This is a genomic window from uncultured Stenotrophomonas sp. (assembly GCF_963519925.1).
Classification (GTDB): domain Bacteria; phylum Pseudomonadota; class Gammaproteobacteria; order Xanthomonadales; family Xanthomonadaceae; genus Stenotrophomonas; species Stenotrophomonas maltophilia_AE.
The window spans coordinates 1-14,944 of sequence record NZ_CAUQPH010000093.1; the positions used below are offsets into that span (position 1 = coordinate 1).

11 protein-coding genes are annotated in these 14,944 nt (G+C 67.2%); 6 read left to right on the forward strand and 5 right to left on the reverse strand.

The genetic code is table 11. The features are described from left to right. From RWO33_RS14540 to RWO33_RS14555, 4 genes are all read left to right on the forward strand, one after another. On the forward strand, window positions 1-2,891 hold a 2,891-nt coding region (locus RWO33_RS14540; protein WP_314105783.1), incomplete at its 5' end, for a TonB-dependent receptor. A 5-nt stretch (window positions 2,892-2,896) separates the two neighbouring features. Next, window positions 2,897-3,865: a DUF1684 domain-containing protein gene (locus RWO33_RS14545; protein WP_314105784.1), complete on the forward strand. Its 969-nt coding sequence runs from the start codon at window positions 2,897-2,899 to the stop codon at window positions 3,863-3,865. Window positions 3,866-4,041: 176 nt separating this feature from the next. Further along, window positions 4,042-4,359 (forward strand): glycine zipper 2TM domain-containing protein, encoded by a 318-nt coding sequence (locus tag RWO33_RS14550; protein WP_260844104.1) that lies wholly within the window; start codon window positions 4,042-4,044, stop codon window positions 4,357-4,359. 190 nt (window positions 4,360-4,549) lie between these two features. Further along, complete coding sequence (locus RWO33_RS14555; protein ID WP_314105785.1) at window positions 4,550-6,397, forward strand: metallophosphoesterase; 1,848 nt, start codon at window positions 4,550-4,552, stop codon at window positions 6,395-6,397. Between the two features lie 32 nt (window positions 6,398-6,429). Here the strand turns inward: RWO33_RS14555 and fabR are convergent, their stop codons facing one another. After that, complete coding sequence (fabR, locus tag RWO33_RS14560) at window positions 6,430-7,095, reverse strand: HTH-type transcriptional repressor FabR (RefSeq protein WP_314105786.1); 666 nt, start codon at window positions 7,093-7,095, stop codon at window positions 6,430-6,432. A 93-nt stretch (window positions 7,096-7,188) separates the two neighbouring features. Between fabR and RWO33_RS14565 the strand changes: the two genes are divergently transcribed. Both RWO33_RS14565 and RWO33_RS14570 read left to right on the forward strand, forming a co-directional pair. Then, on the forward strand, window positions 7,189-8,262 hold the full coding sequence (locus RWO33_RS14565; RefSeq protein ID WP_314105787.1) for a ferredoxin reductase: 1,074 nt from the start codon (window positions 7,189-7,191) through the stop codon (window positions 8,260-8,262). 2 nt (window positions 8,263-8,264) lie between these two features. After that, entirely contained in the window at window positions 8,265-9,386 is a 1,122-nt protein-coding gene (locus RWO33_RS14570) for an acyl-CoA desaturase (protein ID WP_145478209.1), read from the forward strand. 32 nt (window positions 9,387-9,418) lie between these two features. Here the strand turns inward: RWO33_RS14570 and RWO33_RS14575 are convergent, their stop codons facing one another. From RWO33_RS14575 to RWO33_RS14590, 4 genes are all read right to left on the reverse strand, one after another. Beyond that, complete coding sequence (locus tag RWO33_RS14575) at window positions 9,419-10,546, reverse strand: metallophosphoesterase (RefSeq protein WP_314105788.1); 1,128 nt, start codon at window positions 10,544-10,546, stop codon at window positions 9,419-9,421. Between the two features lie 88 nt (window positions 10,547-10,634). Next, window positions 10,635-12,869 carry a TonB-dependent siderophore receptor gene (locus RWO33_RS14580; RefSeq protein WP_314105789.1) on the reverse strand — a complete coding sequence of 745 codons (2,235 nt, stop codon included), beginning with the start codon at window positions 12,867-12,869 and terminating at the stop codon, window positions 10,635-10,637. Window positions 12,870-12,892: 23 nt separating this feature from the next. After that, window positions 12,893-13,204, reverse strand: a complete 312-nt coding sequence (locus RWO33_RS14585; RefSeq protein WP_314105790.1) for a DUF3325 domain-containing protein — start codon at window positions 13,202-13,204, stop codon at window positions 12,893-12,895. Then, window positions 13,201-14,778 carry a PepSY-associated TM helix domain-containing protein gene (locus RWO33_RS14590; RefSeq protein ID WP_314105791.1) on the reverse strand — a complete coding sequence of 526 codons (1,578 nt, stop codon included), beginning with the start codon at window positions 14,776-14,778 and terminating at the stop codon, window positions 13,201-13,203. The genes RWO33_RS14585 and RWO33_RS14590 overlap by 4 nt, the downstream gene beginning before the upstream one ends. Between the last annotated feature and the right edge of the window lie 166 nt (window positions 14,779-14,944).

The following is a 14,944-nucleotide window of genomic DNA, read 5'->3' on the forward strand; positions in this document are numbered from 1 at the left end:
CCGCCGAGGAGGCCGACGACGCCGCCTCGCGGACGCAAACGTCCAACGCGCGCACGCTGGACCGGGTGTCGGTGCTCGGCTCGCAGATCGCCGGCGGCGGCGCGCAGGCGGCGCTGCCGGTGGTCGCGGTGGACCGCGAGCAGATCGATGCCACCGGCGCGACCAACGGCAACGAGCTGTTCCGCAGCCTGCCGCAGTTCGGCGATGTCGCCGTCACCGAGAAGGGCACCACCAACGCCGGGCGTAATTCCAACGTGGCGCGCGGTGACGTCGGCTCGATCAACCTGCGCAACCTGGGCGCCAAATACACCCTGCTGCTGGTCAACGGCCGCCGCACGGTGCAGCACCCGATCAGCAACAGTGGCGATGAGACCACCTACAACGCCAATGCGATCCCGGTGTTCGGGCTGGAGCGGGTCAACCTGTTGCTGGATGGCGCGGCGTCCATCTATGGGTCCGACGCTGTCGCCGGGGTGGTCGACCTGGTGATGCCGAGCAACCTGGAAAACGGGGGCGGCATCAAGCTCAACTACGGCAAGGTGACCGATGGCCACCGCGAAGACGTTTCCCTGGACGGCTACTTCGGCAGCGACTTCGCCCAGGGCCGCGGCAACGTGTCGGTGCTCTACGGGTTCTCAAAGCGCACCTCACAGCTCAATTCCGATGCCTGGTTCACCGCTACCGACGGTCGCCGTGCAGTCGGCGACGGCACCAGCGTGCCGGATCCGAACGGTACCTCCGGCTTCAGCACGCGCACCCCGTGGGGACATTTCGAAACCTATGCCGGCGGGCGACGCACCGGCAGCTGGTATGTCAATCCGGCTACCGGCGCGTTGAGCAGCGGCACGGTGCCGACCCGCTACCACTATGATTCGGCGGCCGAACCCGGCATCACCACGTCGCCGGCGATCCGCAAGGGAAATGTGTTCGCCAGCGGTCGTTTCGATCTCACCGACAGCGTGGAGCTGTTCGGTGAACTGGCCTACTACCGTGCCAGCTCCGAGTCCTGGGTGAGCAGCGAGTCGGGCTTCGGTGGGGATGGGTTCCTGCTGCATATCCGCCCGGATGCGTACTGGGTGCCGGCATCGCTGCGCGGTGCGGAGGCGATCCGGCTGCTCAACTACCAGTTCGCGGACTCGGGCATCCGCAAAGTAAAAGTGGACAACGACCAGTCGCGGGTGCTGCTGGGCGTGCGTGGCTGGACCGAGGGCGGCTGGAACTGGGAAAGCGCGCTGCTGTACTCGCGTGCGCGCAGCACGGACACACAGCAGGGCGGTCTGACCGATGCCTTCATCGCGGCGGTGAACCGCACCGACGCCGGCGCCTACAATCCGTTCAGTGGCGGTGACCCGGCCAGCATCCGGGTAGGCGACGCCACGCCCTACGACACGTCCTCGTTCATTGGCGAGGCCACCCGGGAGGGCACCGCCGAGCTGGCTCTGTGGGACTTCAAGGTCAACCGCCCCGACCTGTTCAGCTGGTACGCCGGTGAGATCGGCATGGCGGCGGGCGTGGAATACCGCTATGAAAGCCGTGCCGATGACCGCGACGAGAACATCGACGGCAGCCGTCCCTACACGGACTGGTACACCGGCACCGTGGCAGCCAGCAACTTCTTCACCCACAGCCCGCGCCCGGACGTGCGTGGCAGCCGCAACGTGAAGTCGGCACTGATCGAGTTCGCGGTGCCGCTGGTCTCGCCCGCGCAGGACATACCGCTGGTGCAGTCGCTGGATATCCAGCTTGCCGGCCGCTGGGAGGATTACAGCGACGCCGGCAGGGTGGCCAAGCCGAAGCTCGCCGCGGCCTGGAAGGTCAATGACAGCGTGCTGCTGCGCGGGTCGGTGAGCGGCGGGTTCCGGGCGCCGGGCCTGGAACTGGTGAACTCCCCACCGACCTACGGGTTCGGCTTCAACAACGATGCCATCCGCTGCCACGCGCTGATCGTCAAGGGGGCCCAGCCCGATTACAGCGCCTGCTTGAATGCATTCAGCAGTGGCTCGTCGGTCAAGCCCTCGGTCAGCGCGGTGACCTCTTATGGAAAGGACGTGGAGCCGGAAACCACCCGGCAGTCGTCGTGGGGTGCGGTGTTCGAGCCGCAGTTCCTGCCGGAGCGGTTCGGCGCGATCAGCCTCAGCGTGGATGCGTGGCGGGTGGAGGTCGAGAACCCGATCAACACCCTGGGCGAAGAGCTGCTGTATGACGCGTACCTGCGCGTCGTGGAAGGCAGCAGCAACCCGAACGTGGTGCGCGCCGCGGTGACCGCGGAGGACGTCGCGCAGTTCGAAGGCTCGGGGATCGCGCCCGCTGGCGTGGTGACCCATATCTACAACCGCTACCAGAACCGCAGCCCGCTGACCGCGTCGGGCGTGGACTACAACCTCAGCTGGCGTTCGCCGGACACGGCGTGGGGGAATTTTGCCTTCCTGCTCAGTGCCAGCCAGCTGCGGGAATACACCCAGCAGAAACCCGCCGAGATCCGCCAGGTGGCGGCGGCGATCGACAGTGGGCTGCTGAACGTCATCGCGCCCGGCCTCGGGGCGGCGAACGAGGTCGGCCTCAACGGCGCCAAGCCGGAGTGGCGCGGCAGTGCCACCCTCATCTGGAACCTGCAGGACTGGACGGTGCGCCTGCGCGACGACTACATCGGCAGCGTCACCGCCGGCGCCTATGCCGACCGCCGACCGTACGTGGTCGGGTCCACCCAGCGCTGGACGCTGTCGGTGCGGAAGGCCTTCAACCACGGGCGGCTCAGTGGCACGGCGGTGGAGGTGGGCGCGCGCAACCTGTTCGATGAGGAGCCGCCACTGAGTGCCACCGGAAACTACCTGAGTGCGCTGCACGAAACCTACGGACGTTACCTCTACCTCGGCCTGTCCAAAGAATGGTGATCGATATGAAGACACGCACCCTTGTCTGCTTGATGACGGCGAGCCTGCTCGCAGCGGCCTGCAGTTCGCAGGACGGGCGCGCGGTCGATTCCGCCGCCGTCGCGCCCACGGCAGCGGCGTTCGCAACCGAGCATGCCGAGTGGGTTCGGGAGCGGGCGGCAGACCTGGGCAGGCCCGATGGCTGGACCAGCCTGATCGGACTGCATTGGATCGAAGCCGGACGGCGCAGCGTGGGCGGCGGCGAAGGCAATGCCATCCACCTGTCCATCGCACCGGACCGGTTGGGCCAGGTGGAGCAGCGCGCCGATGGCCTGTACTTCCAGCCCGCCGAAGGCGTGCCGATCACGGTGGATGGCAAGCCGCTGCTGCATGAAGTGCGGTTGGACACGGAAGGGGCGGGCGGCGGCACCAAGCTGTCCTACGACCAGGGCAAGGGCCAGATCACCGCGATCAAGCGCGGTGAGCGGCTGGCCTTGCGGGTGCGACACGCCGACGCACCGGCGCGCCGCGACTTCGCGGGCCTGGATTTCTTCCCGGCCAATGAAGACTGGCGCGTGCAGGCGAAGTTCGTTCCACACCCTGCAGGCAAGACGCTGCCGATCGTGAACGTGTTGGGCGAGATCGCCGAGAACCCCAATCCGGGCTACGTGGTGTTCGAGAAGGAGGGTCGCCAGTGGCAGCTGGAGGCGCTGGGCGACCCCGCGAAAGGCTTGAACCTGATGTTCCAGGACCAGAGTACCGGCCAGCTCACCTACGGGGTAGGGCGCTACCTGCACACCGAACCGGTCGCCGCGGACGGCACGGTCGTGCTGGACTTCAACCGCGCTTACAACCCGCCCTGTGCTTACACCGACTTCGCTACCTGCCCATTGCCGCCACCGGAGAACCGGCTCGCGCAGCTGGATACCGGGGGAAACCGCACGCGCCTGGCGGTGCTGGCCGGTGAGAAGAAGTATGCGGTGGCCAAGCACTGATCTTGGAAGGTTGGGCGGGCATTGCCGCAGGCTGAACGGGAGGTCCGGCATTGACGCCGCGTCGACGGTTTTTCACGGGGGGTTCTCTACGTTGCACTGACACTGGCGCCACGTCATGAAGCGAGGAAACCACCATGAATCTCTCTACCCGGAACGTGCTGTGTGCAGCCGCCCTGATGGCATCGGTGTTCAGCGCCAGCGCCCAGACCTACGGGCCGAAGGATGAAGGGCGCCGCTTCAACGACGGCACCAAGGTGGTCTGCAAGAACGTCGAAGTGCAGCGCAACAGCCGCGACCCGAACCGCATTGCCGGCACCGCCACGGGCGCTGTTGTCGGCGGGTTGCTCGGCAACCAGGTGGGCGGCGGCAACGGCAAGAAGCTCGCCACGGTAGCGGGTGCCGTCGCCGGCGGCGCGGCCGGTCGCCAGATCCAGGGCAATCATCAGAACAAGACCGGCGACCGCGTGGTCGAGCGTCAGTGTTATCGCCGTTAACGCCGGTTGATTGCAGGGAATACCCCGAAGGGCCGACGTGATGTCGGCCCTTCTTGGTCTACGTCAGTACCGCCACGGGTTTCACACCCGGCTAAGTGGCGCGGTAACAGCATCCCGGGGCATCGGGGGATCAAATCGGGGGATTTGATCAGGGGGCGGCGGATTCGCCGTTGCCCATCGGGAGCTGCCCGTGCATACCCTGCGCCTACTCTTGAGTTGTGCCGCCTTGCTGGCATGCGCGGCCGCGTCCGCTGGTGAAGTCACGCCACGACACATCCCCGGCTGCAGCGAAACAACCACCGAAAGCTACAAGAACCACGCAGCCCCAGGGTGGAATATTCCCCAGTTGACATGGTTCGTTGCCGCCTCCGACCCTCAGTTGCCGCGAACGATCGATGACTCGGGGAAGGAATCCATCAACCTCGGGGCCTCCAAATCGCGGCTGGCGACGGTCATGGATGACATTTCGTCATTCAGGCAGTCGGTGGATGGCGCGGTTCCCGTGCTGATCAACGGCGACCTGACTGACTTCGGGCATGGCAACGAGCGCAGGCCCACGCAGGAACTATTCCGCAGGTTGGGTCCCACCCAGGGGGCGCCGTTGTTCTTCCCGGGACTGGGCAACCACGACTATGCCAACAACATCAACGATTGCGCCAACAACGGATGTGCTCGCGACAGCGTGTGCGACGTCCTGGGCTGGACGTATGAACTACAGCCCCGCTTCTGGGATTACCACTTCAACGAGCCCGAACACTACGGCAGCTTTGGGTATTCCATCGACGTCGGTCCGGATGCCACCTTCGTGCAGCTCAACGACTCGCCCACCTACAACGTGAGCTTTTCCACCGGCATCTTCCACAAGACCCGGTTCGATGTGGTCAGCTCGCTGCGATGGCTGGAGGGCGTGCTGCATGATGCGCGAAAGCGGAATCGCTACGTCTTCCTCAGCATGCATCGTCGCGACCAATGGCCTGGCGGAACCTCGGAACGATTCAAGCGCCTGATCCAGGAGTACGGCGTGCAGGCCGTGTTCGCAGGGCACCACCACACGCAACTGGGCAAGGCCAGTTCCACCGAGGGCAGCTTCGGAACCGTGCCGGTGTTCCAGAGTGGCGCGCTGCTCAACATGACCTACCTGATCGTCGAATTCCGGCCCGACCTCAAGCGTTACACCGTGTACAAGGTAGAGCGGGGCCGGAACCACAGCAGCAAAACCAAAGTGGGCGACTACCCGCTTGCCCTGTCGCCGACCCTCCCTTACCCGGACTTCGGGGACGCGCGCCTGATCATGTATGAAGGCAACCATGCCACGCAGGAGACCGTGTGCCATCTGCCCATTCCGTATCCAGCATTCAATGCCCCGGGCTCGTTCGGTTGCACCAATGACGAGGTTCGTTCGCTGCGCATCCTGAAAGCAAAGCGGGGCACGCAGATCCGCCTGTTCGGGAACTGGCATCACCAGAAGAACCAGGGCTACGCCTTCATCAATGTCCTGGATGACATCCTGACGCCGGTGACGGTCGGCTCGTTCGAGCGCTCCTACACGGACCCGAACGGGAAGTGGGCGCTGCAGCGCTATAACGGCGGACACACGCTGGACGGCAAGATATCCAGCTTCTCGATGCTGGGCGACCAGGTGTTCGGGCCAGGCACGCTCAATCTCTATCGGGATGCCGGCCAGACCGACCTGATGTGTTCGATTCCGGTCGAGCCGAACAGGGACGTGAATCTGTGGCTGTCCGGCAAGCAATGTGGGAACGACCAGGCACGCGCGGCGATCTGGCTCAATGCACGGGCAGGCCAGGAAATCTGCCTGTACGCCGATTATTACCTGCAGGGCGCCAACACGTGCTTCCGGGTGCACAAGGACTACCCGATCATCGGCGTGCGCTCGTTCGATTACGACTACAGGGATTCCGTTTACACGATGGTGAACGTGGGGCCGGTGGATGGCGAAGTGTCGAGTCTGTCGATCAGGTCCATCCCGCGGGACGCTGCGCCGCATGCCGCGGCACAGGAAGACACATCGCCATGACGGGGTCAGTCACCACCCGCGCCGGACCGGGCTCACCGGGTCGGCGGATAGCCTGCGATGGTGCGTGCCCCGGTGATGATCATGCGCAGCATCTGCGCGGTCTGTTCGATCATTTCCGGGTCGCGTTCCGGCGGCTGGTCCAGCGCGGTGCCGCCCATGGCGAACACGAGGCGGGTGATCGCCTTGGCCACCAGATGCGGCTCATGCAACAACGCTCCATTGTCCGCGTGGGCCAACCGGACCAGGTCGACGCAGAGCTCTTCTTCGAAGTAGTTCAGCTCGCGCTCGACCGCCTGCTTGAACGCATCCGAGCCGGCGCTGCCTTCGCGCAGCAGCACGTGCAGCAGGCGGTCGTCGGCGCGCAGCTGCTCGAAGAAGGTTTCCACCGACAGCCGGATCACGCTGCGGTCCGACGAAGCGGCGCGCTGGCGTGACTCGCCGATGATGGTGCGCAGCGAACGACCGGCCAGGTCGATCAGGGCCACGGTCAGCTCGTCCATGTCGCGGAACTGTCGGTAGAACGAATTCGGGGCAATGCCGGCTTCGCGGGCGACCTCGCGCAGACTCAGGGTCGACACGCTGCGGTGCGGGCCGATCAGGGTCAGGGCGGCGGCCAGCAGGTCCTCGCGGGAAATCGAGGCTTTGCGGGCCGGCAGGGCGTCATCGGGGACGGTCAGGTGCGAATCGGGCGAGGTCATCCAGGGGCCAGACAGTCAAGTCCCTGAATCATAGCCGGTCCAGGCGATATACAACTGTATACACAGCTGTATGCTCGCCCGTATAGTGGCCGCATGAGCGCACTCCCTCGTCCTGCCGCCCGCCGTTCCTCCCTTTCGCCCCGCCAGTGGGTGTCGGAGGAGCTTTTCGATTTCTGGGCGGGCAGGGTGCATCCGCTGTGGACCCTGCGCCGCGCGCGGGCGCGCCTGGTGTCCCGGCATGCCGCCAGCGCCGACGCGGTGACCCTGGTGCTGCGCCCCAACCGGCACTTCCGTGGCGTCGCGCCGGGCCAGCACGTCAATCTCGGCGTGGAGGTCGATGGCCGTCGCCTGTCGCGCAGCTACAGCCCGACGGTGCTGGATGACGGTTGCCTGGCGATCACGGTCAAGACCGTGGCCGGCGGCAGGGTCAGCCAGCATCTGGCGCAGCATGCGCAGGTGGGCGACGTGTTCGAACTGGGCCAGGCGTTCGGCGGGATGACCCTGCCGGCGGTGCCTTCCGCGCGGGTGCTGCTGCTGGCTGCCGGCAGCGGCATCACCCCGATGCGCGCGCTGGTGCGGCAGATGGAGAGCGCCGGCATGCCGGTGCAGCTCGACCTGGTGTACTGGGCGCAGCGGCGCGAGGCGGTGTGCTTCGCCGACGAACTGGCAGATGTTGCCGCCCGCCATCCCGGTTTCCGCGTGCACCTGGCGTTGACCCGCGATCCCGCCGCGCCGGCCGCGCGGGTGGGCGACTACGACTTCAGCGCGCTGGGCGACCTGTCCGGCGCGCAGGTCATGGCCTGCGGCCCCGGCGGTTTCGTCGACGCCGCCCGCGCGCGGCTGCAGGGCCAGGTGGCCACACTGCAATCCGAAGCCTTCACCCCGCCGGTGCTGCCCGATGCAGAAACCGGCAGCGTGCGCGTGGAGCTGCGCCGCAGCGGCCGCACCCTGGAACTGCCGCGCGGCACCTCGCTGCTGCAGGCGCTGGAGGCCGAAGGGCTGCGCCCGGCCAGTGGCTGCCGCATGGGCATCTGCAATACCTGCGTCTGTGGCAAGGCCAGTGGCGTGACCCGCCACACCCTGACCGGCGAATACGCGGCCGAACCGGCCACGCAAGTGAAGCTGTGCGTGAACAGCGCCAGCACCGACCTGATCCTGGAGCTCTGAGCATGCCTGCCGTGCATAACCGCGTGTTGTCCGCCACCGAACTGGATGCGTTCGGTACCGAGCTCGATGCGCTGCGTGCGCGCCACCTGGCCACGCTGGGCGCGGCCGATGCGCGCTACATCCGCCGCGTGGTGGCCGGCGTGCGCTGGACCGGCGTGGCCGGTCGCGCGCTGCTGTTCCTGGGTGCATTCGTGCACAGCGTGCTGATCCCGGCGTGGATTGCCGGCGTGGTGCTGCTGGCGCTGTCCAAGATCCTGGAAAACATGGAGCTGGCGCACAACGTCATCCATGGCCAGTACGACTGGATGGGCGATCCGCAGCTGCAGGGCAGCAGCTACGAATGGGACATCGTTGGTACCGCCGACAACTGGCGCAAGACCCACAACTTCCGCCATCACACCTATACTAACGTGCGCGGCCTCGATGACGATATCGGCTACGGCCTGCTGCGGATCTTCCCGGAGCAGCGCTGGCGCCCGTTCTACCTGACCCAGCCGGTGGTGGCGGTGGTGTTCGCGCTGCTGTTCGAGTGGGGCATCGCGATACAGGACCTGCGCCTGGGTCGCTGGTTTGCCGGCAAGATCACCTTCCGCCAGCTGCTGGCACAGGCGCGCCCGGTCGGCCGCAAGATGGGCAGGCAGATGTTCAAGGACTACCTGCTGTTCCCCGCGCTGGCCGGCCCGTTCTTCCTGCCGGTGCTGCTGGGCAACGTGGTGGCCAACGTGATCCGCAACGTGTGGACCTACGTGGTTATCTTCTGCGGGCATTTCACTGCCGATGCGGAAACCTTCCCGAAGGAATGCGTGCGCGATGAAAGCCGTGGCCACTGGTACCTGCGCCAGCTGCGCGGTTCGTCGAACATCGCCGGCGGCAAGGTTATGAACCTGATGACCGGCAACCTCAGCCACCAGATCGAACACCACTTCTTCCCGGACGTGCCGGCCAACCGCTACGCGGCCATCGCCGTGGACGTGAAGGAGATCTGCGCCCGCTACGGCCAGCACTACAACACCGGTTCGCTGCCGAAGCAGTTCGGCCAGGTGATGTGGCGCATCCTGCGCCACGCCTTCCCGAGCCGCCCGGCCCGCGTCCGTCCGCTGGTGGCCGCCACGCAGGACGCGTAGAGCCACGCCCTGCGTGGCTGCCCGTCCTTTGTTCAGTCGCTTTCCCCGCCGACGCCCTCGGCCAACGGCACCCGCGAGCCATCCAGCAGCCCGCGGCTCACCGCGCCGTTCTCGATGAACAGCAGCTCGCCGTTCTCCCCGTTCTTGATGCTGCTGTCGATGGCGATGACGCGCCCGCCATGGAAGCTGCTCACGTGCGGCATCGAGGTGTGGCCCACCACGATGCGCGTGAGGTCCAGCTGCTTCAGCAGGGTGTCGACCTGCGCGGTGTCCATGCGCCCGTCGAAATAGCCGCGGTACCAGATCGGGCTGGTCTTGCCGTCGAACAGGCGCGCGGTATCCGGCGCGGCCTTGACCTCGTCCTTGGGCAGGCCCACCGAGGCCTGGTAGAGCGCATTGGTCGCCTCCAGCCCGCGCACCAGGTCCAGGTTCTCCGGCGCGATGCCGCCATGCAGGAACAGGGTGTCGCCGATCTGCAGCAGCACCGGGCGGGTGCGCAGCCATTGGCCGATCACCGAATCGGCGCCATACAGCGCCGGATAGCTGCGCCCAAGCAGCTGCGCGCTCTTGAGGTACTTCGGGTTGACGTAGCGCAGGTCGTCGTACAGCACCATGGTTTCATGGTTGCCGAGCACGAAATGCACCGCGCCGCCGGCGGCAGCCGCCTGCTGCTGCAGGCCGTACAGCAGCCAGAACGCTTCGGTGACCTGCGGGCCACGATCGAACACGTCGCCGGCCACCACCAGGGTGGCAGTGCCCAGCGCCCAGCGGTCCTGGTTGTCGATCACGTGATGGGCGCGCAGCAGCTTCACCAGCAGGCCGTACTGGCCGTGGATGTCCGACAGCGCCACGATGCGCGGGGTGGACGGCAGGCGCGCCACCGGCGCGGCGCGCGGCGGCAGCACGGTTACCGGGTGCGGGTAGCCGCACTCGGGCAGCACCACGGTGCTGGCGCCGCGCGCGGGCAGGTCGCGCTGCACCACGTGGTCGTTGCAGACCCACTGTGCCTGGTGGCCATTGCGGGTGAGGAACACATAGGGGCCATCGGCCTCCACATGTCCGGCCGGCGCCGGTACCTCGCGGGCAGTGGCAACAAGGGGGAGCAGGACCAGCCCTGCCAGGATCAGGCGGACGGCAGCGGAACGGGCAGGAAGCAGCATCGTAACTCCAGCAGGACGGGACACGCCTGCCAGATGCTACCCGCCGGGCGCTCCGGCGGGTATGCCCGATGGGTGTGGGGGGAGCCCGTCAGAAACCGGCGCGCAGGTTGAACAGCACCCGCCGCGGCTCGCCCCAGTAGCCCGAATTGAAGAAGCCGACGTTGCGGTAATACACCTTGTCGAACAGGTTGGTCACGGTCACGCCCACGCTCAGATGGTCGTTGATCCGGTAGCGGCCCATCAGGTCGAACAGCATGTAACCGCCCTGGCGCATCTGGCCGTTGGCGGTGATCGGTGCGCCGGCCGCCGTGTAGCGACCGGTGGGAATCGGCTGCAGCTGGTAGATCGCGCTCTGCACGGTGAAGCCGCCGCCCACCATCCAGTTGCCATGCCGGTAGGTGGTGTTGAACCGGGCCAGGTGCATCGGGCTGGTGCTGGCGAAGCGGCTGCCGTCCGGATTGGTGCTGAAGGCATAGGTGTAGCCGCCGGTCATGCTCCAGTTGTCGGTGATCGAGCCGGACAGCTCGAACTCGGCGCCGTTGGTTTCAACGCCCTTGCTGGCGATGTAGGGCACGCTGCCATCGGGCAGCAGGATGTCGGCGCCGGCCGGGTCGCGCGTGGCCACGTTGTCCTGCTTCATGTAGAAGCCGTTCAGCGCGCCGTACAGGCGGCCGCCGAAGAACTCGCCCTTGAACCCGTATTCGTAGTTGTCGCCGGTCACCGGGTCGAGCAGCTGGTTGTTGATGTCGCGCAGCGCGGTGGCCTGGAACACGTCCGAATAGCTGGCGAATGCCGAGACGTTCGCGTTGAGATCGTAGATCACCCCCAGGTAGGGGGTGGGCTCATGCGCGGTGGTGCGCGCGCTTCGGCTGGTGAAGTTGCCGTTGACGTCGAAGTTGTCGGTGGTGGTCCGGTAGTCGGAATAACGCGCGCCCGCGATCACCTTCAGGTCGTCCATCGGGTTCAGGCGCAACGCTGCGTAGTAGCCGGTTTCAGTGGTGTTGACCGTGCTGGAGGGGATGCCGTAATTGACCGTGGTCGGTTTGCCGATGATGCCGTCCCAGCTGAAGATGCTGGGGAAGGCGGCCACGTTGTACGGGCGTGCGGTGATGCCGGCGCGGATCGTATCGAGGTCGCGGTCGTAGTGATTGATGCCGGCCACCAGCTCATGCGAACGGCCGAACAGCTGGAACGGGCCGGAGGCATACAGGTCGAACGCATCTTCGCGGGTTTCGGAGACCGAGTAGGTATCGGCGATGCGCAGCCCCAGGCCGGTGACCGGGTCGGCCCAGTTGCCGGTATTGGAACCAGCCAGCAGCAGGCTGTCGGTGTCGGTGCTGCGGCGGTTGTAGGCCAGGCGCCCGCTCCAGCCCGCACCGAACTGCTGCTCCAGGGTGAGGAAGTAATTGGTGCTCTCGCGGTTCCATTCATTCCAGCGCGCCGCCGCGCTGTAGGAGCGCGGCATCGTTGCCCGGCTGCCGTCGCGGAAGTACAGCGGGGAAGCGCTCCAGGCACCGCCATCGGATGCGGTCTCCAGGTAGTCAATGCCGCCGCGCAGGCGGGTGCTGTCGGTCAGGTCGGCTTCGATCACGCCATACAGGCTGGGCGAGGTGTCGTGCTGGAAGCGCACCCAGCTTTCCTTGTCGGTGTAAGCGCCGACGAAGCGGCCGCGGACCCGGCCGCCGGCGCTCAACGGGCCGCCGACGTCGACTTCGGCGCGGCGGTAATCCCAGGAGCCGGCGCTGAGGCTGGTGCTGGCCTGGAAGGTGTCGGTCGGGCGCTTGCGCACCATGTTGACCGTCGCCGACGGATTGCCCGAGCCGGTCACCAGGCCACTGGCGCCGCGCACGATCTCGATGCGCTCGTAGATCGACGTGTCGCTCAGGATCGAATTGCCGCCCGCGCCGGTGGTGTAATTGGTGGGCACGCCGTCGAACATGAAGTTGTTGATCGCAAAGCCGCGTGCGGTGAACAGGGTGCGGTTGCTGTCGTAGGACTGCACGGTCACGCCCGGCGTCTGCTGCAGCACTTCGGCGATGGTGATGAGGTTGAAGTCCTCGATGCGCTGGCGGGTGAACACGGTCAGCGACTGCGGGGTTTCGCGCAGGGTCAACGGCAGCTTGGTCGCGGTGTTGGTGCCGTAGACCTGGTAGCCCTCGGTGCGCTGGGTCACCAGCACCTTGTCCAGTTCGGTGGTCCTGGGCGTTTCGCCGTCGGGCGTGGTCACGGCCTGGGCCGATGCCAGCGCCGGCAGTGCGGCCAGCGCCAGGCACAGCGCAAGGGGGTTCCGGCGCGGGGCGCCAGTGGGGGAAAAGCGGGACATGCAGGCCTCGGTAGGAGCGGGAATCAGGAATCGGGGGATTGCGGGGCGCGGGGCGATGGACGCGCGTTGGGCGCGGTCCGGTAGCTGAGCCAGAGTAGGGGAACGGCCGCACCGACCGCCAGCACGCCAAAGGCCGCCACCACGCCGTAGGCGATGCCCCACGCGACCAGGCTGCAGGCCACGGCGCCGGCGATGCCCAGCCATCCCAGTGCCCTGAAGCGCCGCTTCTGGCGCGGGCCGGGCAGGGCGCCGAACGTATCGCGGTGGTGGCGGTCCATGCCCAATGCCAGGCATGCGAAGCCGGTCAGCGCCAGCAGCAGGGCGAGCAGGGTCATGCGCCGCTCCCGGTGGTCACCACGGCGACACCGCGCGCCGCACGCACGCGGCGCTGTGCGGGCACGTACCGGTGCACCCGGCGCGCCACCCACAGCAGTGCGGCGCCGATCAGCAGCAGGCCCAGGTCGATACCGCCCTTGGCCATGTCGCCTGCGCCCAACGCGGCGAACAGCCCACCGTGCCAGGCCAGCATGTTGAAGACCGGCAGCAGCAGCGCCAGTACCGCAGCCGTAGCCAGCTGCTCCACCCAGGCGCGGCGCGGCTGGCGCAGCGTGGCATGCACCACGCACAGCGCCCAGGCCGCGAAGAACACGCTGATTTCCGCCTTGGAACGCTGCGCCAGTGCCTCCGGCAGCAATCGGTTGCCCCACAGGAACGCCAGCATCGCCACCGGCAGGCCGGCCACGAAGGCGATGTTCATGCGCTCAACGAAGCGGAAGGCGCGTGGCGGCTGCAATGGATCGGGCAACTGCTCGCGGCGCTTCACCGTCCACAACACCAGCCCGCTGGCAACCATCAGGGTGCCGGCGACGCCGGACAGGAAGAACAGCCAACGCATCACCACCGGCGCGAAGCGGCCGGCATGCATGCCGATCATGCCGTCGCGGGTGTACACCGTGGCCGATCGCGGCGGCGGCTCGCCCAGCAGCATGCCCTGCGCATCGAAGCGCAGCGGTTCGCCGCTGTCGGCAATGCGGTCGCCGCTGTCGCGACGCAGGGTGATGCGCATGGCGGCATCGCCGGGGTGGTCGACCACTACCGAGGCGGCATGGCCGTTGCTCCACTGCGCCGCCGCCACCGGCAGCAGCGCGGCCAGCGCCGGCGGCGTCACCGCCTGGCCGCTGGGTTCGACCTTGGCCTCGCGCGGGAACAGCTCGGCGAAGAAGGCATCGCGCCCGCCGTAGTTGGCGTTCACGGCCCACGGCATGTACACGGTCATCAGGGTGATCAGACCGGTGTAGGTGATCATCAGGTGGAACGGGAGCGACAGCACCGCAAGCGCGTTGTGCCCGTCCAGCCAGCTGCGCTGGCCCTTGCCACGACGCAGGGTGAAGAAGTCGGCGAAGATCTTCTTGTGGGTGATTACGCCGCTGACGATGGCCACCAGCATGAACATCGTGCAGAAGCACACGAACCAGCGCGCCCAGATCACCGGCACGTAGTGCAGGTCGAAGTGCAGGCGGTAGAAGAAGTCGCCGCCGCGCGTTTCGCGCGCCTGCACCGGTTGGCCGCTGGCGTCGAGCGTGGCTTGCCATGGATTGGGCTGCCCGCGCTTCGGCTCCGGCGCGTCCTTGGGCTGCCAGCGCACCGACGTGGCGTTGCCGCGGCTGCCGGGCAGTTCGATCGACCAGCGGCTGGCATCCGGGGCGGTCCGGGCCAGGAACGCCTGGGCCTGGTCGAGCGCGACCTCGGCGCTCGCCGGCAGGCCCAGTTCCGGCTGCATCCAGCGGGTCAGTTCGACCCGCCAGTAGCTGGCGGTGCCGGCGATGAAGATCAGGTACAGCACCCAGCCGACCACCAGCCCGGACCAGGTGTGCAGTACCGCCTGCGACTGCCGGAAGCCCTGGCTCATGCCGCGCCTCCGCGCAGCACCAGGAACAGCAGCAGGGCCGGGGTGGCCGCCACGGCCAGGCCGACGGCGGCGCGTGCGCTGCTGCGCGCGGCGTAGGACCAGATCGCGGCCAGGGTGTAGATCACGAACGACGCCATGGTCGCGGCCAGCGCCGCGTCCGCCAGGC

Excerpts from the sequence above, each read along its gene's own strand:
- RWO33_RS14545 (WP_314105784.1), top strand. The coding sequence starts at position 2,897 with ATGAAGACACGCACCCTTGTCTGCTTGATGACGGCGAGCCTGCTCGCA.
- RWO33_RS14550 (WP_260844104.1), top strand. The coding sequence starts at position 4,042 with ATGGCATCGGTGTTCAGCGCCAGCGCCCAGACCTACGGGCCGAAGGAT.
- fabR (WP_314105786.1), bottom strand. The coding sequence starts at position 7,095 with ATGACCTCGCCCGATTCGCACCTGACCGTCCCCGATGACGCCCTGCCG.
- RWO33_RS14565 (WP_314105787.1), top strand. The coding sequence starts at position 7,189 with ATGAGCGCACTCCCTCGTCCTGCCGCCCGCCGTTCCTCCCTTTCGCCC.
- RWO33_RS14570 (WP_145478209.1), top strand. The coding sequence starts at position 8,265 with ATGCCTGCCGTGCATAACCGCGTGTTGTCCGCCACCGAACTGGATGCG.
- RWO33_RS14575 (WP_314105788.1), bottom strand. The coding sequence starts at position 10,546 with ATGCTGCTTCCTGCCCGTTCCGCTGCCGTCCGCCTGATCCTGGCAGGG.
- RWO33_RS14580 (WP_314105789.1), bottom strand. The coding sequence starts at position 12,869 with ATGTCCCGCTTTTCCCCCACTGGCGCCCCGCGCCGGAACCCCCTTGCG.
- RWO33_RS14585 (WP_314105790.1), bottom strand. The coding sequence starts at position 13,204 with ATGACCCTGCTCGCCCTGCTGCTGGCGCTGACCGGCTTCGCATGCCTG.
- RWO33_RS14590 (WP_314105791.1), bottom strand. The coding sequence starts at position 14,778 with ATGAGCCAGGGCTTCCGGCAGTCGCAGGCGGTACTGCACACCTGGTCC.